Annotated in this window: 30 protein-coding genes and 1 riboswitch; of the genes, 12 read left to right on the forward strand and 18 right to left on the reverse strand. The window is 58.3% G+C overall.

The features are described 5' to 3' along the window. The first annotated feature begins 3 nt into the window (after positions 1-3). From AT395_RS25120 to AT395_RS25140, 5 genes are all read left to right on the forward strand, one after another. A complete protein-coding gene (locus tag AT395_RS25120; RefSeq protein WP_053086312.1) occupies positions 4-582 on the forward strand; it encodes a TrbM/KikA/MpfK family conjugal transfer protein in 579 nt (192 codons plus the stop codon). Positions 583-584: 2 nt separating this feature from the next. Beyond that, positions 585-1,244: a lysozyme family protein gene (locus AT395_RS25125; protein WP_048627723.1), complete on the forward strand. Its 660-nt coding sequence runs from the start codon at positions 585-587 to the stop codon at positions 1,242-1,244. Further along, a complete protein-coding gene (locus tag AT395_RS25130; protein ID WP_231606008.1) occupies positions 1,204-1,983 on the forward strand; it encodes a TraX family protein in 780 nt (259 codons plus the stop codon). Before AT395_RS25125 ends, AT395_RS25130 begins: the two co-directional genes overlap by 41 nt. Before the next feature lie 105 nt (positions 1,984-2,088). Continuing rightward, on the forward strand, positions 2,089-6,750 hold the full coding sequence (locus AT395_RS25135; protein WP_082164639.1) for an Ig-like domain-containing protein: 4,662 nt from the start codon (positions 2,089-2,091) through the stop codon (positions 6,748-6,750). A gap of 121 nt (positions 6,751-6,871) precedes the next feature. Continuing rightward, on the forward strand, positions 6,872-7,675 hold the full coding sequence (locus AT395_RS25140) for a hypothetical protein (RefSeq protein WP_156219633.1): 804 nt from the start codon (positions 6,872-6,874) through the stop codon (positions 7,673-7,675). A gap of 353 nt (positions 7,676-8,028) precedes the next feature. On the opposite strand, the gene AT395_RS25150 is transcribed toward AT395_RS25140, so the two are convergent. Continuing rightward, positions 8,029-8,685 (reverse strand): hypothetical protein, encoded by a 657-nt coding sequence (locus tag AT395_RS25150; protein WP_048627726.1) that lies wholly within the window; start codon positions 8,683-8,685, stop codon positions 8,029-8,031. Positions 8,686-8,772: 87 nt separating this feature from the next. After that, a riboswitch (cobalamin riboswitch) is annotated at positions 8,773-8,993 on the forward strand. Positions 8,994-9,087: 94 nt separating this feature from the next. On the opposite strand from AT395_RS25150, the gene AT395_RS25155 reads away from it, so the two are divergent. After that, complete coding sequence (locus AT395_RS25155) at positions 9,088-10,941, forward strand: TonB-dependent receptor plug domain-containing protein (protein ID WP_048627727.1); 1,854 nt, start codon at positions 9,088-9,090, stop codon at positions 10,939-10,941. Positions 10,942-11,006: 65 nt separating this feature from the next. On the opposite strand, the gene AT395_RS25160 is transcribed toward AT395_RS25155, so the two are convergent. Then, the gene (locus tag AT395_RS25160; protein ID WP_231606014.1) at positions 11,007-11,717 is read right to left on the reverse strand and encodes a recombinase family protein; all 711 of its coding nucleotides are present in this window, start codon (positions 11,715-11,717) and stop codon (positions 11,007-11,009) included. Positions 11,718-11,723: 6 nt separating this feature from the next. Beyond that, positions 11,724-12,047 carry an H-NS histone family protein gene (locus AT395_RS25165; RefSeq protein ID WP_048627728.1) on the reverse strand — a complete coding sequence of 108 codons (324 nt, stop codon included), beginning with the start codon at positions 12,045-12,047 and terminating at the stop codon, positions 11,724-11,726. Positions 12,048-12,322: 275 nt separating this feature from the next. Between AT395_RS25165 and AT395_RS25170 the strand changes: the two genes are divergently transcribed. The 6 genes from AT395_RS25170 (at position 12,323) to AT395_RS25415 (ending at position 14,526) form a co-directional block, all read left to right on the forward strand. Further along, the gene (locus tag AT395_RS25170; protein ID WP_048627729.1) at positions 12,323-12,559 is read left to right on the forward strand and encodes a type II toxin-antitoxin system Phd/YefM family antitoxin; all 237 of its coding nucleotides are present in this window, start codon (positions 12,323-12,325) and stop codon (positions 12,557-12,559) included. Continuing rightward, positions 12,559-12,936, forward strand: coding sequence for a type II toxin-antitoxin system VapC family toxin (locus AT395_RS25175; RefSeq protein WP_048627730.1), 378 nt, complete (start codon positions 12,559-12,561; stop codon positions 12,934-12,936). Before AT395_RS25170 ends, AT395_RS25175 begins: the two co-directional genes overlap by 1 nt. Before the next feature lie 23 nt (positions 12,937-12,959). After that, complete coding sequence (locus AT395_RS25800; protein WP_156219635.1) at positions 12,960-13,205, forward strand: hypothetical protein; 246 nt, start codon at positions 12,960-12,962, stop codon at positions 13,203-13,205. 12 nt (positions 13,206-13,217) lie between these two features. Next, complete coding sequence (locus AT395_RS25180; protein ID WP_048627731.1) at positions 13,218-13,457, forward strand: hypothetical protein; 240 nt, start codon at positions 13,218-13,220, stop codon at positions 13,455-13,457. After that, positions 13,457-13,783: a hypothetical protein gene (locus AT395_RS25185; protein ID WP_048627732.1), complete on the forward strand. Its 327-nt coding sequence runs from the start codon at positions 13,457-13,459 to the stop codon at positions 13,781-13,783. Before AT395_RS25180 ends, AT395_RS25185 begins: the two co-directional genes overlap by 1 nt. Before the next feature lie 137 nt (positions 13,784-13,920). Next, complete coding sequence (locus AT395_RS25415; protein WP_156219638.1) at positions 13,921-14,526, forward strand: hypothetical protein; 606 nt, start codon at positions 13,921-13,923, stop codon at positions 14,524-14,526. On the opposite strand, the gene AT395_RS25195 is transcribed toward AT395_RS25415, so the two are convergent. The 15 genes from AT395_RS25195 to AT395_RS25275 all read right to left on the reverse strand — a co-directional run bounded on the left by AT395_RS25195 (position 14,505) and on the right by AT395_RS25275 (position 24,144). After that, positions 14,505-15,080: a HEPN domain-containing protein gene (locus AT395_RS25195; RefSeq protein ID WP_048627734.1), complete on the reverse strand. Its 576-nt coding sequence runs from the start codon at positions 15,078-15,080 to the stop codon at positions 14,505-14,507. The two genes, AT395_RS25415 and AT395_RS25195, sit on opposite strands and share 22 nt — an antisense overlap. 39 nt (positions 15,081-15,119) lie before the next feature. Further along, entirely contained in the window at positions 15,120-15,620 is a 501-nt protein-coding gene (locus AT395_RS25200) for a hypothetical protein (RefSeq protein ID WP_048627735.1), read from the reverse strand. 369 nt (positions 15,621-15,989) lie between these two features. Continuing rightward, positions 15,990-16,331 (reverse strand): hypothetical protein, encoded by a 342-nt coding sequence (locus AT395_RS25210; RefSeq protein WP_048627737.1) that lies wholly within the window; start codon positions 16,329-16,331, stop codon positions 15,990-15,992. Between the two features lie 621 nt (positions 16,332-16,952). Beyond that, the gene (locus tag AT395_RS25805) at positions 16,953-17,156 is read right to left on the reverse strand and encodes a hypothetical protein (RefSeq protein ID WP_156219640.1); all 204 of its coding nucleotides are present in this window, start codon (positions 17,154-17,156) and stop codon (positions 16,953-16,955) included. A 303-nt stretch (positions 17,157-17,459) separates the two neighbouring features. Then, complete coding sequence (locus AT395_RS25220) at positions 17,460-17,963, reverse strand: hypothetical protein (RefSeq protein WP_053086313.1); 504 nt, start codon at positions 17,961-17,963, stop codon at positions 17,460-17,462. A gap of 71 nt (positions 17,964-18,034) precedes the next feature. Further along, the gene (locus AT395_RS25225; protein ID WP_048627741.1) at positions 18,035-18,292 is read right to left on the reverse strand and encodes a hypothetical protein; all 258 of its coding nucleotides are present in this window, start codon (positions 18,290-18,292) and stop codon (positions 18,035-18,037) included. Positions 18,293-18,410: 118 nt separating this feature from the next. Continuing rightward, positions 18,411-18,713 (reverse strand): hypothetical protein, encoded by a 303-nt coding sequence (locus AT395_RS25230; protein ID WP_048627742.1) that lies wholly within the window; start codon positions 18,711-18,713, stop codon positions 18,411-18,413. An 11-nt stretch (positions 18,714-18,724) separates the two neighbouring features. Next, entirely contained in the window at positions 18,725-18,967 is a 243-nt protein-coding gene (locus tag AT395_RS25235) for a hypothetical protein (RefSeq protein WP_048627743.1), read from the reverse strand. Positions 18,968-19,056: 89 nt separating this feature from the next. Beyond that, positions 19,057-21,024 (reverse strand): acyltransferase family protein, encoded by a 1,968-nt coding sequence (locus tag AT395_RS25240; RefSeq protein WP_048627744.1) that lies wholly within the window; start codon positions 21,022-21,024, stop codon positions 19,057-19,059. Between the two features lie 107 nt (positions 21,025-21,131). Next, the gene (locus AT395_RS25245) at positions 21,132-21,470 is read right to left on the reverse strand and encodes a prepilin peptidase (RefSeq protein WP_058375336.1); all 339 of its coding nucleotides are present in this window, start codon (positions 21,468-21,470) and stop codon (positions 21,132-21,134) included. Further along, positions 21,449-21,805, reverse strand: coding sequence for a hypothetical protein (locus AT395_RS25895; protein WP_058375337.1), 357 nt, complete (start codon positions 21,803-21,805; stop codon positions 21,449-21,451). The genes AT395_RS25245 and AT395_RS25895 overlap by 22 nt, the downstream gene beginning before the upstream one ends. After that, positions 21,802-22,191, reverse strand: coding sequence for a hypothetical protein (locus tag AT395_RS25255; RefSeq protein WP_048627746.1), 390 nt, complete (start codon positions 22,189-22,191; stop codon positions 21,802-21,804). The genes AT395_RS25895 and AT395_RS25255 overlap by 4 nt, the downstream gene beginning before the upstream one ends. Before the next feature lie 499 nt (positions 22,192-22,690). After that, positions 22,691-23,059 (reverse strand): hypothetical protein, encoded by a 369-nt coding sequence (locus tag AT395_RS25265; RefSeq protein WP_048627749.1) that lies wholly within the window; start codon positions 23,057-23,059, stop codon positions 22,691-22,693. A gap of 301 nt (positions 23,060-23,360) precedes the next feature. Beyond that, the gene (locus AT395_RS26245; protein WP_257787207.1) at positions 23,361-23,489 is read right to left on the reverse strand and encodes a hypothetical protein; all 129 of its coding nucleotides are present in this window, start codon (positions 23,487-23,489) and stop codon (positions 23,361-23,363) included. 439 nt (positions 23,490-23,928) lie between these two features. Then, positions 23,929-24,144: a hypothetical protein gene (locus AT395_RS25275; protein ID WP_058375338.1), complete on the reverse strand. Its 216-nt coding sequence runs from the start codon at positions 24,142-24,144 to the stop codon at positions 23,929-23,931. Positions 24,145-25,885: the final 1,741 nt, after the last annotated feature.

Consider the following 25,885-nt stretch of genomic DNA (forward strand, 5'->3'; position numbering starts at 1 on the left):
ACAATGATTAAGGCTATAAAACGAATCCTGGTCACTCTCGCGTGTGCTTTCGCCATCGGACAGTCGCCGCAAGCGTCGGCCCAAGTTTTGACGGGCGACGTCGGGCTGGCCTGCGAAGCAATTCTCTGCCTTTCGTCCGGGTTCCGGCCCGGTGAATGCGCGCCGTCACTGGCCCGCTACTTCGGGATTAGCTTCAAATTCTGGACCGATACGCTGCGCGGTCGAATCAATTTTCTGAATCTTTGCCCTGCGGGTAACGTCCCCGGTGGGGCCGACATGCCGTCCCTCATCAACACGATCGCGAACGGTGCTGGGCGCTGCGATGCCGACTATCTCAACATGAACAACATCGTCGAGGTAGAGGTGCGCGAGTGCGACGGTTATGGCGGGGGTGACACCGGGCCGTCCTGCTACACATACACGAAGCGGGTCATCAGCAACGTGCTGCCCACATACTGCGTCGCATACACGCAGAGCCAGTATCAGTACCTTCTTGGCGTCAAATACGTTGGGGAACCGCTCAAGGACGGTCATTGGATCTCCGATGCGAGCGGCGCACTCGTTAACGGGGCGAGCAAGTAACCATGCCCGTCATCGAGATCCCCCAGCACCTGCCAGAGCGCGTCGCTTGCTCGATTGCCGCAGCGGTCAAATATGAGATCCCGGCAAATCTCATGCTCGCCGTTGCCGAACAAGAGGGTGGCTCGCCTGGACTTGTGAAGCGCAACGGCGATGGCACTGTCGACGTCGGGTCAATGCAGTTCAACACCAAGTACCTCGCCGACTTGCGTCGTTACGGCATTTCGGCTGAGGACGTGTCCCAAGCCGGCTGCTATCCGTTCGACCTTGCCGCCTGGCGATTGCGTGGGCACATCCTGCGCGATGCGGGGGATCTCTGGACGCGTGCGGCTAACTACCACTCGCGCACCCCTTCAAAAAACGCCACCTATCGCGCTTACATCCTGCCGCGTGCTGCGCGCTGGCAGAAGTGGCTCGAAGCGCGCTTCGTAACCTATGACTCCACCGCTGGCGTTGTCGAAATGCGTGTGCCAACGCAGGGTAGGGCAGAGCATGCCGGCACAAGTGAGTCCCCTGCCCTGCCCTCCACTGTTCCCCTCGGGGTGACGTCGAACGCCTTTCGGGTCGACCCCGCGAACACTCCAGCAGCCAAGGCACTCGCCACTGTCTACGGCCGCAATCTGAATGCGCCGTCAGATTCTCCCGGCACGGATTTTAGCCGCTAAAGCGATGAAGAACTTGACCCAACTCACCGAGCTTCAACCTGCCAAAGTCGGCACCACACTGCCCCGTCTTCACCTCAATGACGGCGTGTTGGAATGCTGTAAGTGGTTGGCCCTGCTTTTGATGACCGGGGACCACATCAACAAGTATTTGATGGGCGACTCCTCTCCGGTCCTATTCAACGCCGGCCGAGCGGCAATGCCGATATTCGTTTTTGTATTGGCATACAACTTGGCACGCCCCGGCGCATTCGAGCACGGGACGTATCACCGAGCTATTCAGCGACTGGTGATTTCGGGTCTCGTTGCCACACCGGCTTTCATGGCGTTGGGTGGACTGCTGTCTGGGTGGTGGCCGCTGAACATCATGTTCACGTTGCTCACACTGACGTGCGTTCTGTATCTGTATGAGTCCGGCGGATCCGTCAACAAATTTACCGCAGCGGCCATCTTTCTCGCTGCCGGTTCGTGCGTTGAATTCTGGTGGCCGGCAATATCTCTCGGCGCTTCTGTTTGGTTTTACTCCAGGCGACCGAGTGTCGCCGCATTGGCAGTCGGCACCATCTCCTGCGCAGCGCTCTACTTCGTCAACTCCAACTTCTGGGCGTTCGCGGCTTTCCCGCTGGTCGCCTGCGTGGCGCGTCTGAATTTTCGCGTCCCACGAACTCGCTGGATCTTCTACACGTACTACCCCGCGCATCTGATCTTGCTCCTGCTGGCCCAGCAGACGCTTTCCCGATAAGACCGCCCAAAGAATAACCACCACTCAACACGAGTGTCGCGGGTGATAAAGCGCATTTGTTTAGTTGTACTAATTACCTTCGGCATATATTACGAGGACGTTGACATGAAAATTCGCATTTCTCGCGATCTTTCAAGGAGAATCCGGGCCGGCTTCTGCGCCGGGTTGGTTCTCCTCTCCTCGCTGCAACCGTGCTTTGCTGCCGCCAATTTGGACGACGTGGTCAAGGCAAATGCCGCGTGGGTTCCGAAAGATCACATCAATCAGGCTGAGCTACAGGACAAAGAAAAGGACGCTGCCGACAAGGAGCGTATCCAGGGCGAATGGAGTGCGCTGGACGTTTCTCTCGCCCGCGACCCGCTCGGCGCAGCAAAGCAACGAGCTACCGGCGCGGCGACCGAAGCCGCACAGCGGATGTTGAATCAATTCGGCTCTGCCAAGCTGTCCTTGGGTGCCGGAGACGGCTTTAAGAACGGCAGTCTGGATGTGCTGCTTCCGCTTCGAGACACCGACAGCAATCTCACCTTCACGCAGCTCGGCTTCCGCCGATCGAATGCGTTGTCCGACAGCTACCGTTCGACGTTGAACATCGGTGTTGGACATCGACACTTCTTCAACGGTGGCAAATGGATGATCGGGGGGAATGCCTTCTTTGATCATGACATTTCCCGAGACCATCTTCGCGGTGGTCTCGGCCTTGAGGCATGGACTGATTACCTGCGTCTGTCCGCCAATGCCTACCTGCGCATGAGCGGGTGGCAAGACTCTCCGGATATTCGCGGCTATATGGAGCGTCCTGCGAACGGCTGGGACGTTCGCGCCGAAGGATATTTGCCTGCATTCCCTCACCTTGGCGCACGCCTCTACTACGAACAGTATTACGGCCAGAAGGTCGGGCTGTTCGGTACTGGAAGTTTGCAGCGCAACCCCCATGCAATTACTGTCGGCCTCACTTATCAGCCAATCCCGCTGTTTTCATTGGATCTCGACTATCGCGCCGGCCAGGGTGGCGTGTCACAGACGACGGTTCGTGCGAACCTGACTTACAAAATTGGCGTTCCTCTCGATAAGCAATTGCGAGCCTCATCGGTTCGCGATTCAAAGCTCTTGAAAGGCAGTCGTTACGAGCTGGTCAACCGGAATAACGAGATCGTTCTGGAGTACCAAAAGAAGGAAGCTCGCCTGACAATCCCGACTCAAATTAGCGGGTATCCGGGCACAAGCACGACGTTCGCGGTCAACTCGTACACAGCCCTTGGGTTCTCATCTTTTGCCTGGACTGGTACTGCTGCGTCGTTTGTTCAATCATATTCCGGCGGAACCGCTACGCTCGCGCTTCCTTCCTACAACCAGAGTGGAACCAATACGTACACTCTCCAAGCGGTTGCCACTGAGACGGATGGCGCTGTCGCACGATCCAACGTCATGACGGTGACTGTAAATCCGCTGTCGGTAAGTCTCGATCGGAGCAAACCTACCGCCTCCGCTGATGGGCGCGACTCTGTGACGTTTACCGCCACTGTGATCGGGACCAACTCTGAACCTCTTGCCGACCAGGCAGTTGATTGGAAAATTCCGGCCAGCGCTACCGTTGTTTCCTTAATGGCGCGCACAAACAAGGCCGGGAAGGCTGACGCGATTGTCACGGCGAAGTCTGCCGCCGTGATTCACGTCACTGCGACCTCAACGTTGTCCGGCGAGACGGCATCCAATTCCGCAGCGTTCATAGGCGATCCTACGACGGCTGGCGTTGCTACGCTTGTGGCTCAACCTACCGCGATCGCCGCTAACGGCACGAGCAAATCGATATTGACGGCGACATTGAAGGACGCCAAGGGCATCACGCTTGGATATGGCGTTCCGGTCAAGTGGGCGACGACCCTTGGCACATTGTCCGCCGACACGAGTGTCACCGATTCCAACGGCCAGGCCGTCGTTACACTGACCTCGGCTACGACGGCGGGCACGGCCACGGTGACGGCTTCCGCTATCGCTGGCAATAAAACGGCTGACGTTGCATTTACGCCGGATGTGGCAACAGCAAATGTTGCCTCGCTCACGGCTGCGCCGGCAGCGATCCCCGCCAATGGCGCCAGTAAATCGACGCTGACGGCGACTATCAAGGACGCGAACGGAAACACGGTGGGCGCCGGTATTCCTGTCAAGTGGCAAACAACCGCCGGCACGCTTTCGGCTGCGAACTCGCAGACCGATACGTCAGGCGTTGCAATCGTAACGCTTACCTCCGCGACCGCCGCAGGGATTGCGAACGTGACCGCCACGACCACGGCGGGCAACAAGACCGCACCTGTTGCGTTTGTGCCGGACACTGCCACGGCTGGCGTGGTGTCGCTCGTGGCGAATCCGACCAGCATTGCGGCCAACGGCAGCAGCACGTCCGCACTGACGGCCACGGTCAAAGACGCGAGCGGCAACACCGTAGGTGCTGGGGTCACGGTGAACTGGTCGACCTCGGCCGGTAGCCTGACGGGCACGTCGAGCGTGACCGACGCCAGCGGCATCGCCACGATGACCCTTAAGTCAGCAACGACGGTCGGCGTCGCTACGGTATCGGCAACGGCCGTCGCAGGCAGCAAGACGGCCAACGTGACCTTTGTGCCGGACACGGCTACGGCTGGTGTGGTGTCGCTCGTGGCGAATCCGACTAGCATCGCAGCCAACGGCAGCAGCACATCCACGCTGACGGCCACCGTCAAGGATGCTTACGGCAATGCGGTGGGTGCTGGCGTCACCGTGAACTGGTCGACCTCGGCCGGTAGCCTGACGGGCACATCGAGCGTGACCGACGCCAGCGGTATCGCCATGATGACGCTCAAGTCGGCAACGACGGCGGGCACAGCCACGGTAACGGCAGCGGCAGTCGCCGGCAGCAAGACGGCCAACGTGACCTTTGTGCCGGACATGACTACTGCGGCCGTGGTGTCGCTCGCGGCGAATCCGACCAGTATTGCGGCCAACGGCAGCAGCACTTCCGCTCTGACGGCCACGGTCAAGGATGGCAACGGTAACGCAATGGGTGCCGGCGTCACCGTGAATTGGACGACCACGGCGGGTAGCCTGGCGGGCACGTCGAGCGTGACCGACGCCAGCGGCATCGCCACGATGACGCTCAAGTCGGCAACGACGGTCGGCGTCGCCACGGTAACAGCAGCGGCCGTCGCCGGCAGCAAGACGGCCAACGTGACCTTTGTGCCGGACACAGCCACGGCGGGCGTCGTTTCGCTCATGGCGAATCCGATCAGCATCACGGCCAACGGCAGCAGCACGTCCGCACTGACGGCTTCGGTGAAGGATGCGAGCGGCAACACCGTGGGTGCTGGTGTCACCGTGAACTGGTCGACCACGGCCGGTAGCCTGACAGGTACGTCGAGCGTGACCGACGCCAGCGGCATTGCCACGATGACGCTCAAGTCGGCTACGACGGCGGGCACGGCCACGGTAACGGCTGCGGCCGTCGCCGGTAGCAAGACGGCCAGCGTGGCGTTTGTGCCGGATACGGCCACGGCGGGCGTGGTGTCGCTGGTGGCGAATCCGACGAGCATTGCGGCCAACGGCAGCAGCACGTCGACGCTGACCGCCACTGTCAAGGACGCCAACGGTAACGCCTTGGGGGCCGGTATCGCTGTGAACTGGTCGACCACGGCGGGGAGCCTGACGGGAACGTCGAGCGTGACGAACGCTAGCGGCGTTGCGACGATGACGCTCACATCGCCCACGACGGTCGGTGTCGCCACGGTAACGGCTGCGGCGGTCGCCGGTAGCAAGACGGCCAGCGTGACGTTTGTTGGCGATCCGGCAACGGCCCGCGTGGTCAGCCTGACGCCGCCGACTGCCACTGCATATGTTGGCGGGATTGCGACCACGTACACGGCCACGGTGAAGGACGCCAACGGCTTCACGGTTGGGGCCGGTGTCTCGGTCACATGGTCTGTGAGTGCCGGAACGCCGAGCGCCACCAGCACCGTGACTAATTCATCCGGTCAGGCGTCGATCAACGTTGTATCACCGAACGTGGTCGGTAGCGGGACGATCACGGCCAGTGCCGTCGCTGGTTCAGCGAATGCGACGATCAACTACGTTGCCAACATGAACACCCTGCGCGTTGTTTCTTTGTCGCCCAACATGAACAATGTCCCGGCAAATGGAAGCTCAACGGTGATGTTGCTTTCGTCTGTGCGCGACGCATGGGGCAACAATCCGGGCGCGGGAGTCACGGTCAACTGGTCGGACTCGTTGGGGCGCTTGTCGGCGGGAGCTACGGCCACTGACGGGAACGGAACGGCGGTGAACTACCTGACGGCCCCCGGAGCGGCGGGCACCTCGTCCGTGAACGCGAGGATCGCGGCTACTGGTGACGGCGGTGTAGGCACAGCCGTTACGTGGGTGAGTACCTTTAGCGCTGCGAACGTCAGTGTGTCAACGTCGCCGGATATGCAGCCGAACGCGAACGGCATCCTGTACGTGAGCGGCTTCATCACTACGGCAACGCAGTCCTCTAGCGGGACGGTGTACATCACCGGCATCACCTACAACAACAGCTATGGCTCACAAAGTGCGTACATGGAAATCAACGGCGGCACCTATTGGGCCAACGCATCCGGCCTCTCGATTCCTTGGGGGTCGGGTGGGTCACTGGTGATACAACAGCACGAGGGCACGGGCATGGTTCCGGCCGTCTTCCAGTCGGTCACGTTGTCGCTTAGCACGGGACAAACGGTCACGCTTAATAGCGGGTCGGCACAGTGATCTAGGCCCAGCAGATTCCCCTTTGAGGCGGGTGGAGAAATCCACTCGCTTTTTTTTATTTATTTGTTGTATTCAACAGATAAATAAAATACACTTGATTCCAAGGTCGCGAACAGAGGTCGTGACGACAATCGAAGTCAAATTTACCGAGAGGAACAACACCATGATTTTCCCTGTTATCGTTTTGGCACTTGGCTTGAACGGCGTCGTCCAAGGCAACATCAACGACCACGGGACGCACGAGAAAGAAATTGAGGCCACTCAGATCCGCGAGCTTCGCGACGCTCGCGCTGCGAATCAGTGGTGCCGTGACAATGACCGCAGCCGCCAGAGTAACGGCAACTACATCAATTGCGAGCCTTACGAGGAACTTTACCTGACGCGTTTGAATGATCGTCGCGAAACGTTGATCGCCCAAATCGCGGAAAAGCGGGGTGCGGCTGTGGCATTGAAGGCTGCGACGCCGAGTGCCGACGAGGCGGCGGTGGCCGATATCGGTTTCTTCGGAAAATTGGGCAACTATATGGGTACACCGGTGACTACCGCGATGGTTGCATACCAAAATCAGAACGAGTGCCTAGAAGATGTGCGCGATGGTGACGGCGACGATTGCTCGGTTCTTGCGGCACGGCTAAAAGTCGCGGTGCGGGGGGCTCAGGAATATCGCGAAAAGCTGATTGCGGAAGGCCCGGGCTTCCTGCGTGACCCAAGCCACCGACTCATCATCACAATGGAAAGTGATGAACTAAAAGCCGCCGCTGCGGCGATCACGGCGAAGGTGAACGCCGAGCAGTCGTTGGCCGATTGCGGGGCCGGGCTGGCGATCGGCCGTCGCTCGGACTGCACCACGCAAAGCGTCATCTATCACTCGGCAGTCGATAGCCTCGACCGTGCGTCAACGGCAAAGCCGGCCACCTCGGAATGATGGGTCGGAAAGACGGGGAGCAATCCCCGTCTCTTCCTCTTCGAGCCTTACAATGGCGTCATTTAGACGCGAGGGCTTTTCCAGCATGACTGAACCAAAGCGAGGGCGTGGGCGACCGATTGGAACGACGAAACCGGATGCGAAGTCATCCAGCGAGCGTGTAAAGGAATGGGAAAAAAACTTGGTCGACTCGGGCGGGAGAATCATTCGCCAGATTCGGCTCACGCCAGAGGCAAACGCCGCTCTAAAGACGTTTGAGGACGAGTACAAAACGCCGCAAGAGGCAATCTATGCCGCTATCCTCGAAAAGGGTCAGCGGCACCGCCGATAGGCATTTACGTCGACGTTGCACACTACTGATCGTCACCCGCGCGCCTCCAACTCGTGCCGTCGATCCACCAGCCGCGCACCTCAAGCGCGGCAACAAACTCCCCGCGAAGTCCGACAAGCCTGCTCGAGTCGACCGCTTTCCATCCATATGCTCGCGCTTGTTCCACTCCAATAAGCTCGCATACGGCCCTCTTGGCCAACTCCCGCGCAACCTGCTTTGACTGCCCAATACGTTCTGCCGTATCTGTCAGGCTTGTGCCGTGCAGCAGCGAAAGGAACACTGGGATCGCACATCGAGCATGGACCACTTCAACATCGAGCGTGCCAATTTCGGCGGCTGCAAGTTGACGCGCCACGTCGTCCAGTACCGGGGCCGGCACGGCCAAAGCAGGTTTTATCTGACGGCGCTGGCCTGCACGCAACATGGTGATTGCTGGCGCAAGTATGCCAGCGTGCGCGCGTATGACAGGGGCTGTAGGAAGGCCCGTGTATGGCTTGAGCGCAGCGGGCCGCTCATGGGGCTCTATACGCGCCCAGACCGCGCGTAACACCTCCCATGTCACCTGACGAACCTTTCCAACTGGAACGCCAAGCCGACTTGCGGCTGCGGTGTAGTCCTCGCCGGAAAGGATCGACTCAAACAGGTCAATTTCCCTCTGGTGGCGTGAATTCGATTTCATTCGGGGTTGGTCGACAAGTGAATTGCGGCGTCAGTCTACGCGATTTCTGACCGCAAACGGCGTCCTTGACGCTTGCCACAGGCGCCCATACACTGCCGCCACTTTGGTGCCCGCTGCCGCCCCTGTGCCGGCAGTAGTTAAACGGGAATCAGGCGGCTCCCCCTCTCCGGGCGGTGGCTAACCTGAGCTGCCCCCGCAACGGTAAGCGTCTACTCGATACGTTGCCCCTCACACCACTGCGCGCAAGCGTGGGAAGGTGGGGCCGCGTGAGCGCCAGCCCGGATACCGGCCAGAGAGGGGAGTTGCGCCGAATTTTTCGCCAAAGACGAGTTTGACGCGCACTCGCATAGCGCCACGGCCTGCGGGGAGCGGGCCGGGTGAAATCGCACCGGAACTCTAACAATGCAAACGAAACTCGCGGCCGGCGCTGCCGCGCTCGCGCTCATTTCCTCGCCGCACGTTGCAACAGCCCAAACCGCCGACGACACAGGCAGCGCGGTACTGCCCAAAACCGTTGTCACCGCCGACAGGGCACCCCAACGCCTTCAGGACGCTATCCCACAGACCACGCTTATCGACAGCCAGGCGATCACGGATTCCGCCGCCAACGACCTGCCCGGCCTGCTGCGCTTGGCACCGGGCGCTCAGGTCGTCAGCAACGGTGGGCCGGGGTCTACTTCAAGCCTATTCCTTCGCGGCTCGCAAGCCAGCCAGTCGCTCGTCCTTATTGACGGCGTGCGAGTCGATTCGGTAAGCGCCGGCTCAGCGCAGATTTCGCAAATCCCACTCGATCAAATCGATCATATCGAAATCGTGAACGGCAACGTGTCTGCGCTGTACGGGTCAGGGGCGATTGGGGGCGTCGTTCAAATATTCACGAAGGACGGCGGCAATCATCCGCCTAAATTCTTCGCCTCGGCAGGGTACGGCAGCTATCACACACAGACGCAGAATGCCGGCGTAAGTGGTGCGCTCGATGCCGACGGTCGGACGACTTTTAGCGCGTCCCTGGCGCGGTACAAGACCGATGGTTTTTCATCCATCGACCCGGCCAAGCAACCAAGCGTAAACCCGAACGCCAACGGCTACCTCAACGAGAGTGGTAGCGCATCTATCAAACACCGATTCGTGAACGGTTGGGACGTGGGTGTCCGCTACTTTCAATCCAACGGCTACAACAGCTACGACAATGCTTACGGCCAACCTACCGACTTGAACTACGGTATTAGCAAGGTGCAGCAGGCATCCGTTTTCGCCAACGGAAACGTAACCGACTGGTGGAAAACGCACGTTACGATCGCAGCCGGCAACGACCGTAGTATCCAGAAAACGAACGGCCTCTATAACGGCCGGTTTGACACGGACAATAGGCAATACACATGGCAGAATGATTTCGCCATCGCCAGCGGCCAGAAGATCCTCGCGGGCTATGAACACCTCGACCAGAGCTTTGATTCTAGTGCCTATGCCGCCCCCTCCCGTCGCGTCGACTCAGGCTTTATCGGCTACAACGGGCGCTTTGGTGCTCATCAGTTTCAAGCTAACCTGCGGCGCGACCAGTACTCCGATTTCGGCGGTGCAAGCAGCTATTACCTCGGGTACGGCTACGACATAACTGATAGCTGGAAGGTTCTTGCGAGCTATTCGGACGCCTTCCGCGCGCCGACCTTCAACGACCTGTACTACCCCTACGGCGGCAACACCAACATTCGCCCAGAGACAAGTCACTCCGTCGAAGCTGGAGTGCAGTACGCCACCGACGCGCTTGGCGTGATGCGTTTGACAGTGTTCCAAACTCGCTACTCGAATCTCATTCAGTATGCGTCAGACCTTGCGGGCAACTACACGGCACAGAATGTGGGCACGGCCAAGGTGCAGGGCCTGGAAGGCTCTTGGAGTGGGCAGGTTTACAAGACCGACGTGCGCGCTTCTTTCACTTTCCAAAATCCTGTGAACGAGGACACGCATACCGATCTGAGCCGCCGCGCACGGCACTTCGCGTCGTTCGCTGTCAACCGGAACATTGAGAGTGTGCGCGTGGGCGCTGAATGGATTCTGAGCGGTGCGCGGCTCGATGGCACCAAGCACCTCGGCGGATACGGCCTAGTGAACCTGTCGGCCCGCTACAACATCACAAAGGCGTGGTACGTCGCCCTGCAAGTGCAGAATCTGCTGAACAAGGATTACGAGCTTGCCTACTCGTATGAAACGCCCAAACGCAGCGCTTTCATCACTCTCGGCTGGCAGCAATTCTGACGTCCCGAGTGCATATCGCCAGCCCCAGCGGCTGGCGATCCTCCTGACGTAAATCAACAACGACGTTACTTCCCATTTTCCGAAACGCCGAACTCAGCGGCTTCGCCATCTCGCGTGCAGGAAGCCCAAATTCGCTTAACCTGGCTGATACTGCATCCCGCCATACGCGCTGTTTCAGCGATGGTGTGTCCAGCTTTCCTAAACGCGATAACGCGCTCGTTCACGGCAGTATTGGGCTTGCGCCCACGATACTTTCCAGCAGCTCGGGCAAGAGTTATGCCCTGCGCCTGGCGCTGCCGCCGGGTCTCATACTCGTCACGGGCCATCTGCAAAGCGAGCCGCATGAGCATTTGCTGCACCGACTCAAGGACAACCCGAGCAACGCCCTCCGATTTCTCGGACAACTCCGACAAATCGATCACACCAGGCACGGCCAACGTCGCTCCTTTGTCGCGTATCGATCCAATCAGGCGCTCGGCGTCGGGCAATGGAAGGCGACTAATGCGATCAATTTTTTCCGCGATGACCACATCCCCCGGTTGCAGGTCAGCAATCATTCGCAGTAGCTCTGGTCTATCCACGCGGGCACCGGACGCTTTCTCACGGTACACACCTGCTACGTAGTACCCTGCCCTCCTCGCCTCGTCTACAAGCCCCTCTTGCCTCTCTATGTCCTGTTGCGCAGTGCTTACGCGCAAATAGATTCGGGCGACCTTGATAGCCGCCCGATCACGCTTGCGAGAAGCGGCGGTTTTGCTCGTCTGACGCGCGACCACCTCGCTTTATCCTTCCGGGGAGATCAAAAAGCGATCCCGCTTTTTACCAACTATCCAAGCGGGCGCTCGCCCGCGACCACTCCATGTGGCACCCGAAGCAGGGTCCCGGTACTTAGCCGCAAGCGGGCCGCTGCGCTTGCGGCGCGCCCCAAATAGATCCCGCTCGGTCAATTGGTACTCAACGATAAGGCGTCGAACATCGGCCACAACACTGCCTTTTTCCGCCGCCAGTGCTTTAGCCGCCTCGGCTTCTAATGCCTCAACGCGCTTGAGGGTCTCTGCTTCAATTGCCTCGATCTGTGCGCGAATCTCTGCATATTTCTTCGTCATGTTATCTCTGTGTCAGCTTTGGTTATTTTTGATTCCGCTTGCCGGTTTATCTGCCTTGGTGGAAGCAATATCGCCGATGCGATTCCGGAAAGTCTCTCGGTCATTTTGGGTATACCTAATTTAACCATACGAATTTTAGTAGCCCAAATATACAAGAGGCAACTCAAAAAAGCCATCTATTTTTGGACCACCTAAAAGAGCCTATTTTTCACTTGCGTCATTAGCTCAGGTTAGCTAATATGAGTCATCAAACCAAGGTTAGCTAAGGAGGTGCCATGCAAACCGTCAACATCCACGACGCCAAATCGCAATTGTCGAAGCTCATCGAGCGCGCCAAGAGTGGCGAGGACGTTGTTATCGCCAAGGCGGGGGAGCCGGTCGCCCGTCTCGTCGCCTTCGTCCCGGCCAAGCCGGAACGCCGCTTCGGTGGCCTCAAGGGTAAGATCCGTATCGCTTCGGATTTCGACGACGCCTTGCCGGCCGATGTGCTTGCCGCGTTTGAGGGACAGTGATGCGCTTGCTTCTCGACACGCACGTTTTTCTGTGGGCTGTCACAGACGACCCGAAACTGAGCCTTGCTTCGCGTGAGGTTATTCAGTTGGCTGATGAGGTCTACGTAAGCGCCGCGAGCATTTGGGAGATTTCTATTAAGGCCGGTCTCGGCAAGATCGACGTCGATCCGACCGCCCTTACGGCGGAGATACGCGCGGCTGGCTTTTTGGAGTTGCCGATCACTACGGCGCATGCCGCCAAGGTATGCACACTGCCCGACATTCATCGTGACCCGTTCGACCGGCTGCTGGTCGCGCAAGCGATGTGTGAGCCGCTACAGCTATTCACAGCAGATGCCAATGTCTTGAAGTACACAGACTTGGCCTGGCGCGTGTAATTCGATGAACATAGGAGCAACAAATGGAATTTCTTGTGAATCCGCTCGTGTGGGGTATCTCAACAGTCGCAATGGCCGTCTCTGGTCTCACCATGTTTTACGCCAGCATGGCGGGAATCCCGCTGAACCAACGGGTCTATTGGGTCGTGTTGTTGGCAAGCATGCTCGTTGCGGCCATCAACTCCGTGAGCAGCGTTTCAGGCATGGTGTGCAGCAGTTTCATACCTCCGTTCGGTTGCTCCGGCGGCGTCTTCTTTCCAAAATCCTAATCAGGGTCACTCATGGCATTTCCGAAACGCATCATCGCTCTGCTCGCCATCTCCGTGGTGTGCGTCATCGCTGTACTGATGGTAACGCGTCATGAGTCCAGCAGCGCTGTTGCAACGAGCGCTGCGAACATCGACGCTTGCGACAGGGACGCACAGCGCGCAGCGGGCTTGTCCGACGCCGCGCAACGCGAGCTGGCCGACAAGTGCTTCCGCTCAGGCTCTTTCACCAAGAGTGAGAAGCGAGAGTGGTAATGCCCATCATCACGAGCCGGCCACTCACGGCAAAGGAAGAGAAGACTCTTGCTGTACTCCAGGGCGCGCTTGTTGGATTTGTCGCGAACGGCTCGATTGCGCTGGTGTCGCCGGTTGACTTCGCTCAGATCATGCACAAACCGTCTGTGAACGAGATTCGGCAAGCCATCAATAGCCTGATGAGCGTGACGTGGACGCCACACGACCGGCCCGGAAACCAGCGGCCGATAATCATGGCCTACGGTTCTCGAGACGGCGTGAATGCGTTCCTGGTGGAGTTCAACAGAGCCTACGTCGACGCCTTGAATAGCGAACCAATCCACTAGCCGTACTAGCAAACTAGACGGGGCCGTAATGTACGTGACACCTCAGATTGTCACCCTGAAAAACTGAATCTCCGCGCCGGCCGGCCGCCGACAACCAGCAATCACTAACTTTGAACCTTATGCCCGCGCAATTCCGTGTGATTCTCGACGCCTATTCCCTTCAGAAATTTCACGTTGACCAAACCGAGTATCAAAAGCGGTTGGTTGCTGTTTTGCCGGACTTTGAGCTGTCGTTCAGCGTCGGAACAACAGGCGGCGACACGATCGCGATTCGTGATGGAATACAACTAGTCGAAGCGACAAACGCGGACAAGACTCAGCAGACCCAGTTTTTTCAAGCGGCCAAAAAGGTATGGGCGGATCTCATGCGAGCGACGAAGACGTATCCGGTCAACGCCCGGGAACGCAACTTCCGCGTGACCGTCATTTCGACAATCAACGGGTACACCGCATCCGTTGTTGAGCGCATCGCTAGTCAGGAGCAGCCGGTTGCTCTCAACGTCCCGCTCCACGCGAGTATCAATCCGGGTTCGTTCTATCAGCACCGTCACTGGTTTCTGAAGATGCTCCTTGAGTTCGTAGATAGCGAGCTGATGGCGTGGGCTGTGACGAAATGCGACGGAGAAGCCGGCCCTGGCAAACATAACGCTCACATTCTCGCAAATCTGCTCGGATGGCCTGAAGGGTATCCGGACGCCTGCGGTGACGATCTTTCGCGCCTTCAGGTGCCGCGATTGGACTGAAATACCTGATCGACTCGATTTTCGTCCGGCCGAGGTGTTTCGAGTGTGCTGGCAGTTGAGGCGAACAATCCCGATCGAGCGGCGTCGGGATTCGCAATGGTGCCGAAGGATGCAGCCTTAACTGCGTTCTCGGCCAGCAGCAATACTTGCTCAACTGCGCCGATCAATTGAGCCGGGTTCGGCGTCACGAACCCATTTAGACCTTGCGGATACCGACCACGATACGGCCAGTCGTGGAGCGTATTCAGCAGCACACACCAATCCGGGGGCGACGTGGGAGCGACAAGCGCCAACTTGGCTGCTGCGCCCCACAACGCACTGAGATCGTGCCCAAATGGCTTCTTGCTCAACTTCGAGGCAGGTATCTTCGCGGACCAGAGCAGCGCCTTCAACGCCCCCTCAAGTGCCTGGGCAGCGAGCAGCGCACCGGGTAGATGAGTTTCCACGGTGCTCGCCTCTAATGCCTTCGCCCCCTGCCAAAGCTGTTTGGCGGTCACCAAGAAACTCTCGCCGTCCGAGGGCCGCCGGAAGGCAACAGGCGGTGTGACCATCATTACGTGTCCATTCATCTCGGGCAGCTCACTTTTTCCTTGTCACTTTACACAACGCAACGCAGCAACCGGGGCAGGCGCGTCACCCGCTTTGTTGCGAAGATCCGGATAGCGCGCCTCAATCGTCGTTGCGTTTCCGGTTGGTGGGTTGTGTGCCGTTCCATTGATGCAAACTGCGGCACGACCGGTTTCATCGAAACCCATGTGGACCGCCGCGCTTTCGGGTACAGCGCCGATGCCGCTAACATAAACCGTCTGCTGTCCGGCGACCGTCTTCAATGTGGACCAAACTGTAGTTACCGTGTAGGCCACAGTCGATATTGCGAGCACCGCCGTCAACGCAATCATCACCGCTTGCTGACGCCCTTGTGCCTTACCATCCTTCTCTGCTTGGCTAAGAATTTTGTCCAGGCGGTGTGAGAGTCCATTCATCGCCTCGTTCGTTCGATGCTGCATGATGCGCTGATACTTCTGCCCCTCCCCTGGCGCAACGAAATCAGCGTTCAGAATTGTGTCGAGATGAATGTCCTTCCAGTGGGTCATTATGTTTTCCAGTTGCTAAAGTGAACTGATGCGCGCCGGGTCTGTACCTACAGACCGGATGGCGAGCCATACTTGCAAGCGCTCTTCCGGTTCAGCCACTGGATGGGCGAGATCAATCCCGAAGGGCTTCACAATAGCGAACACCCCGGGCGCAATGTTGTACAGTCGGTCGACTCGCCGCTCGGCTCCTATGACCTCGCGAATTCTCTGGAAAAGGCGCTGCCTCTCCCATCGGACTGGGGACCTAGCCCTAAACGGCAAACCCGATAGGTGCGCTAGGGCAGCGTCTATGTCTGATTCGGATACCACCATCGCCTGCGGTGATCTCCAGAGGGTTGCGAGACTCATATCGCCTTTTCCGCGGTTTTCCTAAAGCGCTGACGGTCGCAGATAGACCTTGTCACTGCTTCGATACTTCCGAAGGAATTCGGCCAAGAATGACCTCACCGCATCGTAGTCGTCGAGAAATGCCATGACCTCTGGATCGCTCTCATCGTCTTCAGGAAGGTCATGATTAACGAAGTACTGCAAGGCCATCTGCCACTTGACGTCCTCCTCCTCCGTGATTTGGTAGTTCGCTTCCAACCACTTGTACTCGTCTGACGTGCCGTCTAATCCCGGTTCTCCCCAGACGCGCTCCATCTCGCCGATGACGGAATAGAACATCGAAGTTTCAATTCCGTCGTCGTCTTCATCTACGGGCGTGGTCATGATTCTTCCTATTTGACGTCAGCTTTGCGATCGCGAAACTGCTTTGCGATTTCCCGCGCGCGCTCCGCGCCTTTCTTCGACGCCTCCGCGAGTTTCCCGTTTTCTGCCGACATGCGTCCTGCCGTCGCTCCGCCTCGCATTTTTGCTTCGAGGGGTTGTAGTGCCCCGATTTCGGCTGCTCCGCCGACAGTCATCCATGCCAACTGGTGCTCCTTATTGACGAAGACTCTCTGTCCCTTCACAGGCTCACCGCATCCACATTTGCAGTTCCGCATCACGGCCACTCCCGTCTAGTTGTTCGGATGTCCAACATAGCAACCAGCAAGCACGAACAGTGCCGTGAACTCATGCTGACAAGACTCGCACACGTACTCCTGGTGAACCGTCTTGGTGCCGATCGCGCAAGCACCCATCGTCACCTCTGTTGATTCGCAGGATGGGCACAGCGTCGTGCTGGACGCGATGACTCGGTCCTTCCATTCGTCAGTTCCAAGCATCCTGCTCTCCTGCAAATTTCATGGCAATCTTTCCGTTGTCAGCGGAGCCAGCCCTAATGCCGCATGGCTTCCTCGGGATCTGGATGTCCTTGTAGGTCGCCATAGCGGGCTTGTGCTTTCTGGCCTAAGTCACGATGAACGTGGTAGCGTTGGCAACCCGGCTTCTGAGCATCTTGTTCCACAGCTCGCGCCGACGGTGCTCATGGATTTCGCCCCAAGGCACCAGCTCGATCCCGGCCATTTCGTAGTCCCCGCGAGCGCGCATCGCGGCGTAGTTCTCCGCGCTCGTAACGATGTGGACGGACTCGCACTCAATCACAGTTCGCACGAACTCGTCAGGGTCCTGTCGCTGCTCCCGTCGATGTCGATCAACAAGCGCCGTGAGTGTCGTCTGAATTCTCTTGTGGTGCTCTAGTCGCAGGTCGCCGCTTTGACTCGCGATTGCCTCCATTGAAACTAGCCCAGAAAACTGCCTCACTCGACGTTTTACACTCTCGGCCATCACGTGCGTGTACCACGCTCTCGCTCGACTGGCCGTCACATTAGGGCGGCCTGACAGCCACATTACCTCTTCGTAAATCGAAGTGAGGGCGCGAAGATCGTCTAAGTGTCGGTCGTTCATTTTCCGTGGTTATCGCCGCATGCGGTCGTTCGGATTGGGATACCGTTGCAACACCTCCAACCCCGTTAGCGCGCATGGGTCGATTGTGTACTCTTCCTCGCCAAGCCATCTACTGTGTTTCCCAGGGCCGGAAATAATTGCCATTGCGTCAACATTCGCACTGAGTAGAACGCCACCGCCGGAGTAGTAAGCGTTCAGACCACTTCCGAACATTTCTGCGGTACGACGCTGCGACGACCAACAGAGGCCAATCCTCCCGGCATTGAAGCGCTCGGTGCTCTCGCCACGATACAGCGTCAACGACGGGCCTTCGTAGCGTGGTAACACGGCCAGCAGCAGCCGAACCAAGAGCTTGTCGTCGCCGATTTCTTCGCGAATGCGACCTCCGTACGTCACCCAACTGGTGAGGCAATTCTCGCGGTGCTGCCCGTTGGAGGAGCATTCGTCGGCGACTCGCTGAAGGGCGTCTACCCAGCTCAGGCCATTCGCCTTAGCCTCCTCTCGACTGGGCATATGGTGACCGCCAGAGAGAAACGATGACGTCAAAGAAGCAATGCACATTTGCGAGTAAACCAACCTTTTTCCTAGTGGCTCACGGCCGGATAGACGAAATCTTCGTCGGGCGTAAATTCGTACCGGGCAGGATCGCTCTCGAACATCACGTAGCCCTCGACACCCTTCTCGCGGAGCACCTTCACTGCGCGTCGGGCGTTCGCGACCTCAAATTCGTGAAGCCTGCCCGTGTCGGCAGGGCGACCGCCGCTCGACGCTCCCTCGCCACTGATCAGGAGCGTCATTTCTGCGCCCGAACCGGCCTTGCGTCCAAAAATCTGGCTTTTCATCGAGTTTTCCTACACGCCCAACGATCGGCAATCCGCGCACTGCTTTTGCAGATGCCAGCAGGCTCAAACGAACCTGGGTGGCGAGCCGGGAACAAACGCTCTCGGCCAAAAAGGTGTTTCAGATGTTGTTCTCGCAGAAGCCTGCGAGCGGCACGGGAGACGCGAGTGTTGAAATGATCGTGTACCCCGGATAAGTCTGCTTTGCGGTTCGTGAGAACGTCGCAACCGCTTCATCCTCGTCCGTGGCCGCGATAATCCCGTGAACAGGCTTAATTACGTCCGTCGAGCCGTCCTTGCGCATGACTGCGGAGACCATGAATCGAGTCGGTTGGTTGACATGCCAGCCTGCGCGGCCGCCCGGCGCTGCGGATGCATAGCCCTGCGACGAAAGGATGGCTGCGAGCAGGATGATCCTCAGCATGGCCGCCTGTCTCACAGTTCCGGATTGGCAAGGAATGCCGCCGTTTCGAGCGTGCTTGCGGCATGCTCCCGGCCCGAAAGTGCAACAGCCACGTGAAACAGGGCGACGGCACGGTTGTTGCTGTCGAGCATCCCCGATGCCGCCCGGATGAGTGCAATACCCTTCACCACCGCTTTCGCTTGCTCCGACGATCCGGAGCTACCGAGACGCTCCACCATCGATTCCATCGATTCGATTTCCGAGCCAAATTCCATATCACCCTCGCCGTAAGAGCGGCACATGAGCCGCGCAATGTTCAATGAATACATTGTAGATAATTATTGTGTTGCGCGCAACCCAATAATTAAGGACGGCCGGTAATGATGGCCTCTAACTCCCCCGGTCGGCTCCGTCGGTACAGTTGATAGTAGTGGGCTCCGCCCTCAAGATTCAGGTGAGTGGTGTCGTTGCTTCTGTAAAGCGGGATGTTTCCGGCGGCCGTGGCACACATCCCATTACTACATGCGGCACCATACGTGTGCATCACTTTCACCGCCGGCAGGCGGGCCGCCAAATTCCCTACAACCTCATGATTCGCCGCCTCAACGCCGGCCGCCGACTGGCGGCTGAATTCGCACGATCGAGCGAACGGTGACCACCTCAATCCGTTGTACAACGGACAGTTGATGAGCCCGTCAGGCATGGGGGGAACATCATCAAGGATGACGACTTGCTTGCCGGCGTCGAGCAGCGCCTTCGCCGTGCGGTAGAGATCCTCGTCAATCTGCTCTGGGCCAAACCCTCGCTCGTTACGCTTCACGTTTGACGGCGCTACGTACGCCCCCCATGTACCCGATAGGAAAACAACTTCAATGTCGCTGCTTTTCAGCAGATAGTTCATGACCAGTCGATCATGTTCGCGGCATGGTTCATCCATATTCGGCCGCGTGCCGATCGGAGGATCCGCGACCGGAGGGCAGAGCGGCCGCGCCATGTCGTGAACACTTAACCCGAACTCGTTGCCCAACTCCCGGAAGAAGTACACGAAGTGATAGGCGTGAGAGTCGCCCCACAGGACGGCCTTTCTTCCGCCTGGCGCCCCGACAGAACATTTCGCTTCCGACGTAACCCCTACAGCCCCCCAGCACAGTGCCCCTCGTCCCTGCATCCAGTCACGGTCGGTCGACGCGGTATAGATTTCTCGAAATTGCTGGGGATACATGAACAGAAAGTTTGTGGACGTTCTTCCCACCGCCACAGTAGAAGCAGCAAGTGCGATCGGTGCCAGGATGTAACCGATCACGGCTCTCCTAAAGCTCACTCGCGCATAGCGCAACGGCTGCTCGACATACCGATGGGAAAGCGCAGCAACAACGAAACTCAACGCTACCGCGCAGACGATCGCGACGTCGCTCGTCAGCCCGAACCGCCGAAACGCAAAAAGTATCGGCCAGTGCCAGAGATAGATGCCATACGACCGGAGGCCGATCCAGAGCGCAACGCGATTTCCAAGCACTGCACGGATCACTTTCGAGTCGTGTCCCGAAAGAATCAGCAGAGCAGCGGGCACCGTCGGGGCGAGCGCCCAAACTCCAGGGAACGGCTTTCCGCCAATAAAAGTGGCGCATGCCAGCACGCCAATAAGCGAGAGAACGGCTAAGAGTCCACGAGCGGTTCGCGCGCTATTCCACTGGCCTAGAAACGCAACTACAACGCCCAAGATGAACTCGAACGCACGATACTGGCTGAAGTAGTAAGCCCCTGGCGCTCCCGCGCGGACTGCCATCTCTGACCAAGCCAGAGACGCAAGCCCGAGTGCAATGAACGAAGCAATTTTGACGCGTGCTCGCGCATGACGAAGCCCAAACAACACCAGCGGAAACACCAGATAGAATTGCTCTTCGACCGAGAGAGACCATGTGTGAAGTAGCGGCTGTTGCTCCGCCGTCGGTGCGAAGTAGCCCGTCATCTTCGCCAGGTAGACATTCGATGCGAAGCCCGCGACGTAGGCCATGTTCTTGGCAACCTCCATCGCGTCGTCCGGGATGAGAAACACCACGCTGAAAGCGAAGGTGACTGCCATCATCACGAACAATGCCGGAACTAACCGTTTCGCACGGCGCACGTAGAAGTCGCGGAAGCGGAAGTTCCCCGCCGCTTGAGCACTACAGATGCTCCGGGTGACGACGAATCCAGAGATTACGAAAAAGATATCGACCCCAACGAAGCCACCGGCGAGTTGGCTAACCCCAGCATGGCAGGCTACGACGAGAAGCACGGCGAGCGCGCGGAGGCCGTCCACGTCGGGACGATAGTTTTTATTGCTGGTCATTCACGTGCTTCGCTCACCGATGGAGAGCGACCCCGAAATATTTTTGAAGAAGTGCGGTTAGAGAAATGCGAGCGGGCGGCGGGCGTTTCTATCACCCTCACGGCGGGTCAGATCCGCGTCGCAAGCCAAACCACAGGATCAGAACCGGAAATCAACAGAAACAGCCCCGCACCCGACAGAAACGGGCCAAAAGGCAACACGTCTTCCGCGCGACTACCCCATCTAATCACCGCGAGGAATAAGCCCGTCGCGGCCGCAATCAGGAGCATTGACGGAACTGAGGCGACGCCCATCCACGCGCCTATACCGGCGGCCAGTTTAAAGTCGCCCTGCCCCATGCCGTCCTCGCCTTTGCGGATCCGCCGGAATGCATTTACCGCCCAGAGCGCAGCAAAAGCCGCTGTCGCGCCGGCGACCGACTCGGCTACAGACGTGCGCCACCCCATCCAATTCGCAAAATTCCGACGCCAATCAACGGGAGGGTGATGACGTCGGGAAGCATGAGTGTTTGGTAGTCGACGAGGGCAAGCAGGGTCAGCAACCATGCCAGAGTTGCCCCCACGACGACGATGCCCGCACTCTGACTTCTAGCCGTCAGAGCCGCACATATCGCGGCAAACGCTAAGGTGACGGCCGCTTTTGTACTTGCTTGGTACGCAACCCCCTCATCGCACTCGTTCTCGCATGCGAGAACCATTGCCGCTCGCGACGCCGCAGGGAAAAGGAGCGCCCCTGCGCAAAGCCCCGCAGCGCCACTCAGCACCAGGCTCAACAGGTTCATGACTGCGCTGTCCTGCTCCGTCCGTGCCACCACTCAGCGGCGCCGAGAATCGCAACGTATCCAAGAACCGTTTGCGGGATGAGAATCCATGCGGCGGCGACTTGCCTGAGCAACATGTCCACGGCCCGGTTGTAAGGCAGCCCGAGGGTTCGATTGCCGAAAACGTAGGTGAAATAAATCAGAAACAATGCGGCCACGACGAAAAGCACGCCTTTAACCCGCAAACCGCGATAGCCCAGGAATGCCCCAATAAAATAAATCGGTAGCGAGAGGCACCAGTCGGTCAACGAGGACGTGTAACCCATCACGACATAGGCGAGATGCCCAAAGGCCGCACCAAGGACCGTCAGGGCAAACGCCTGACGGGGCAAGCTTGAGGTGTTCATCGTGACTTCTTCCGCCGGCGTTCCGCCTGGTCGATAAGAGCTTTCTCGATTGCCGCTCGCTCTGAGCGGTCATCTTCCGCCAGATAAATCAACGCTTGGTTGGCCTCCGCGCAGAGGCGTACTCGACTGAGTTCACGTCCGCCTTCGGCTTCGAGTTGCTCCTTTAGCCGACGCGTACGGACAGTGGAAATTTCCCGCGGTCGCGGGGTGTCCACTCTCGGCCGTCCGCGGCCTCGCGGCTTTTCCACGGCCTGCTGTGTTGAAGTTTCGGCTTTGCTCTTCATCATCGACCTTCAATTTCCTTGCGCTTCAACGCGCGAAACCGGATCCATACCACCGTCACGAACAAGGCGATCGCAAGTGACGGCAATGCGGGGGGAAGAACTCGTTCACGGTCTGCGCCAGCCCAAACGCCGAAGCCAAGCAGAACAACCGGCATGCTCCACGCAATGAATGTCCAGCGCCCCCCAAAATCGGCCGAACCTCAGAATAACGCTATTCATTTCCCCACCTTCTCCCTGCCGTTTTGCGGGCCATCGCTGCGTAGCTTGTCCGCCACCGCGTTACGCGCCGTCTCGTAGTCGAGATTCTCGTCAGGTGACTTCGTCACGTACGTCCCCCTGTCATCCATAATTGCCATGAAGATGTTATGCGACGCACTCTGCCGGATCTTCCCGTCTGTCATGGCATCTGCGATGACCTGACGGGCGGCGCGGCTATCAGGCCAGTTGTTTGCGATGTTTGTGTACTGCCAGGCAGGGATTTCTTTCGCGGATTCCCACGCCCCAAGGGCACCGCCAGCCACTGCGCACAGGACCGGAACCACGATGTACGGTGCAATAAAACGCGTCGTTTTTGATAGTTTCATCTCGATTTTTCTGTTGCATTGAGCGATCACTTCACGGCAGGAGGGCTTTAACCGTCGTCCGTGATATTTCGTTACTTGCCTGGAGCCAACGGATCGTTATCAAAGACGAGCGTTTTTCCGAGTAGTTAGCGCCCACGGTTCGCCAGAACATCCAGCAAATGTTGCCCCATGATGTCCGTCATCCAGGGGGCGAATATTAAATAAACGAACGTGGCGAATCCGAGCACAATACTGCCGCTGCGAATCGCTTCGCAACAAACCAACGTCTCGTCGTGACTTGTTCCATGTGATATTTCCGTAGTTACGCCGACTTGTCGCAGGTGATGGTCTTGGCGAGCCAGCCATGTCGATTCGCGAGCGCACGCTTCACGAGTTCAACCGTGCACGCTCCCCCGCTGAAAGTCGTCTTGACGTGAGCAACCTCGCCCACAAACTTCCGGCTCCTCGTTCACATGAACCGGATCGATTTGTACGCCTTCCCGACTGCCTCGGCGGCAGCAAATCGTGCTGCAAGCAACGATCCCGGTTGAGCGTGTTCGCCGCAAGCACTAAGCAGCGCAGAGGCGGCCAAGTAGACGGTCCATTTCGTGACGGAGCCCATCCATTCGCGTCCGAGTTTTTGGTGTGGTCATGTAATCTCCGATTAGTGGTTGTTGCACGCCACACGCTTCTTCAGAAACGCCCAGAGGCCCCCGCAAAGAGAAGGCAAATCACACCCAAAACAGCGAACCACCAATTGCTCTCGCCTTCCATTGCGCTCGCTAGCCTGTCTCCCGCACGAACGAGGGTTGAAACCCCTCCCAGCAACATTTGCTACGGCGGAATATTTCATTTACTCGGCAAGGTCGTAGTCGGCACTGGTCGGCCAATTAACGCCATCGAGGGCGCGAAGGGGACTCTTGAATGCGGGCCTGCGCCTGGAGCAACTTGTCGCGCAACTCGTAAGGGTTGTGGTGAACTCCATAGCCGTTCTTTCTCACCGAACCTGACAAGGCGTTGTACGCAGCTTGCCAAGCCTTCTCGGCGGCGTCACAACCCTTCTCAGCCGCATTCAGCTTTGCCTTCGCTTGTTGCTTCGTAGTCATGTTCTGTCCTTTCGTCAATTCCGTCCGCGCCGACTTGGAAGGTCATTCATCGGCGGTCATCAGTGGAACCACCGCCGTGACGAAACCCATCATGCACGCGCCCAAGAGGCCAACAGGGAAGTCACTGCGGTCATAGCGCAAGCTTTGCCTGAATGTTGTCTCGACCGAGCGAATCCAGCATCGCCCATACCGCGCAATTCGCCGGCAACGCGACAACAAGAACAAGCAGCATGCAACGAAATCGCGAAGCGAGATTGCCACACACCAGTTCAGCTTTGTGGCGACACAACCACTCCACACAGCTCCGAGAGAGGATGCCCAAACCATGAGAATCGCTGGCCACGCCGTTGAGTAACCTCCGGTCAAAAGTTCGTGCCATCCGTACCACACCCACCCGAATACACTCCCTCCCTTGAGGGCCAATGCAACCAACAGGATGGCACCCGCGACGCCCAATGCAATGCTACGTCCGCAATCGACCATCGCTGCCCGTACAGTCTGAACATGGTTCACCATCTTCTGCACCTCTCACTCATCTCAAGCCCAGCTAACCGCCGTACTGACGAGCCCGATGGCAAACGCCACGAGCGCGATGACAATGGCACCTAACGCAAAACCTCTCATGACTATTCTCTATTGTGAAATGGGTTATTCGGCCGACAGGAGACCTAGCTTTATGAGGCGTGCTCGAATTGCCCCTCTGGTTCGACCGAACTGACTTCCAAGGGCGGTCAACCGGCCATTGCTATACGGGAGCGCAGCATTTTCCTACCGATCGTACTTCGCGAGAAGACGCTTAGCGTCCTCTTCGTCTCCGGGAATCGGCTGACCCGAGCCGAGCCGATCTTCAAGTGCGCGAGCGAGTGACCAGTCCGTTCCGCGATCGCCCTTGTCTTCCAGTTCGTGGTGCAGATACGCCAGTCGATTCGCAAGGCGAGTCGTACGGGCGAATTCAATTTCTTTCGCGAAATGCACACCGTCGGAGTGAGCAATGGAACCGCCTTCGGTCAACGCTACGGTGTTCGCCTCAGCCCCTTCGCTCGAGTCCGATACGATCAGGGCCAGCGCGTCCCCCTGGGGGAGCTACTCACAGAGATGTCCGTGTGCAGGCCAAGGGCTTTCAATTTCTGTGCTGCTTCACGGAGGATCCCCGTGGCGGCTTCGTTGTCGAAAATGCTCATGTTTTGTCTTATCCTTTGTGCCGGTCAGTCCGGCGATTTTTTCCTGTTTAGCGTGCAGACGGATGCGCCGCGATGTCGGCAGACACTTCGGTCCACTCAACGACGTACCCTGGAATCTTCCCAGCTTCGTCTCGGCTCTCAGGCTTGTAGACGTGCGTACCGTCCCTCAGCCTCTCCGCGTACATGCAGGCAGCAGCTCGCGTGCGAAGAGATCCGATCGACTGCCAATGCCCGCCATCGCCAGTGGCCGGAACTCGTAGAATTGCGTCCTGCCTATCTCGCGCATCGGTACTTGGCAATGCCAAGCTCCGTCGAACCACTCCATTCTGACGATGTCGCTCTCCCACAGGCCGGGGACAGCTTTGCCGTCCGAGCCCTTAGAGCGCTTCAACGCGCGCATGGATTCTGGTTGGATACGCATGAATTCCCCGATTCGTTTAGCTGGCGAAAAAGAACTCGCGAGCGCAGAGAGTGTCCAGCGACTCATCGAGTACCGCACTTGCCGCTTCGTGCGAGTGTCGGCCATTGGGCCAAACGGTGTCAGGACCGGCGAGAATGCC

It is taken from the genome of Pandoraea apista, from assembly GCF_001465595.2.
Classification (GTDB): domain Bacteria; phylum Pseudomonadota; class Gammaproteobacteria; order Burkholderiales; family Burkholderiaceae; genus Pandoraea; species Pandoraea apista.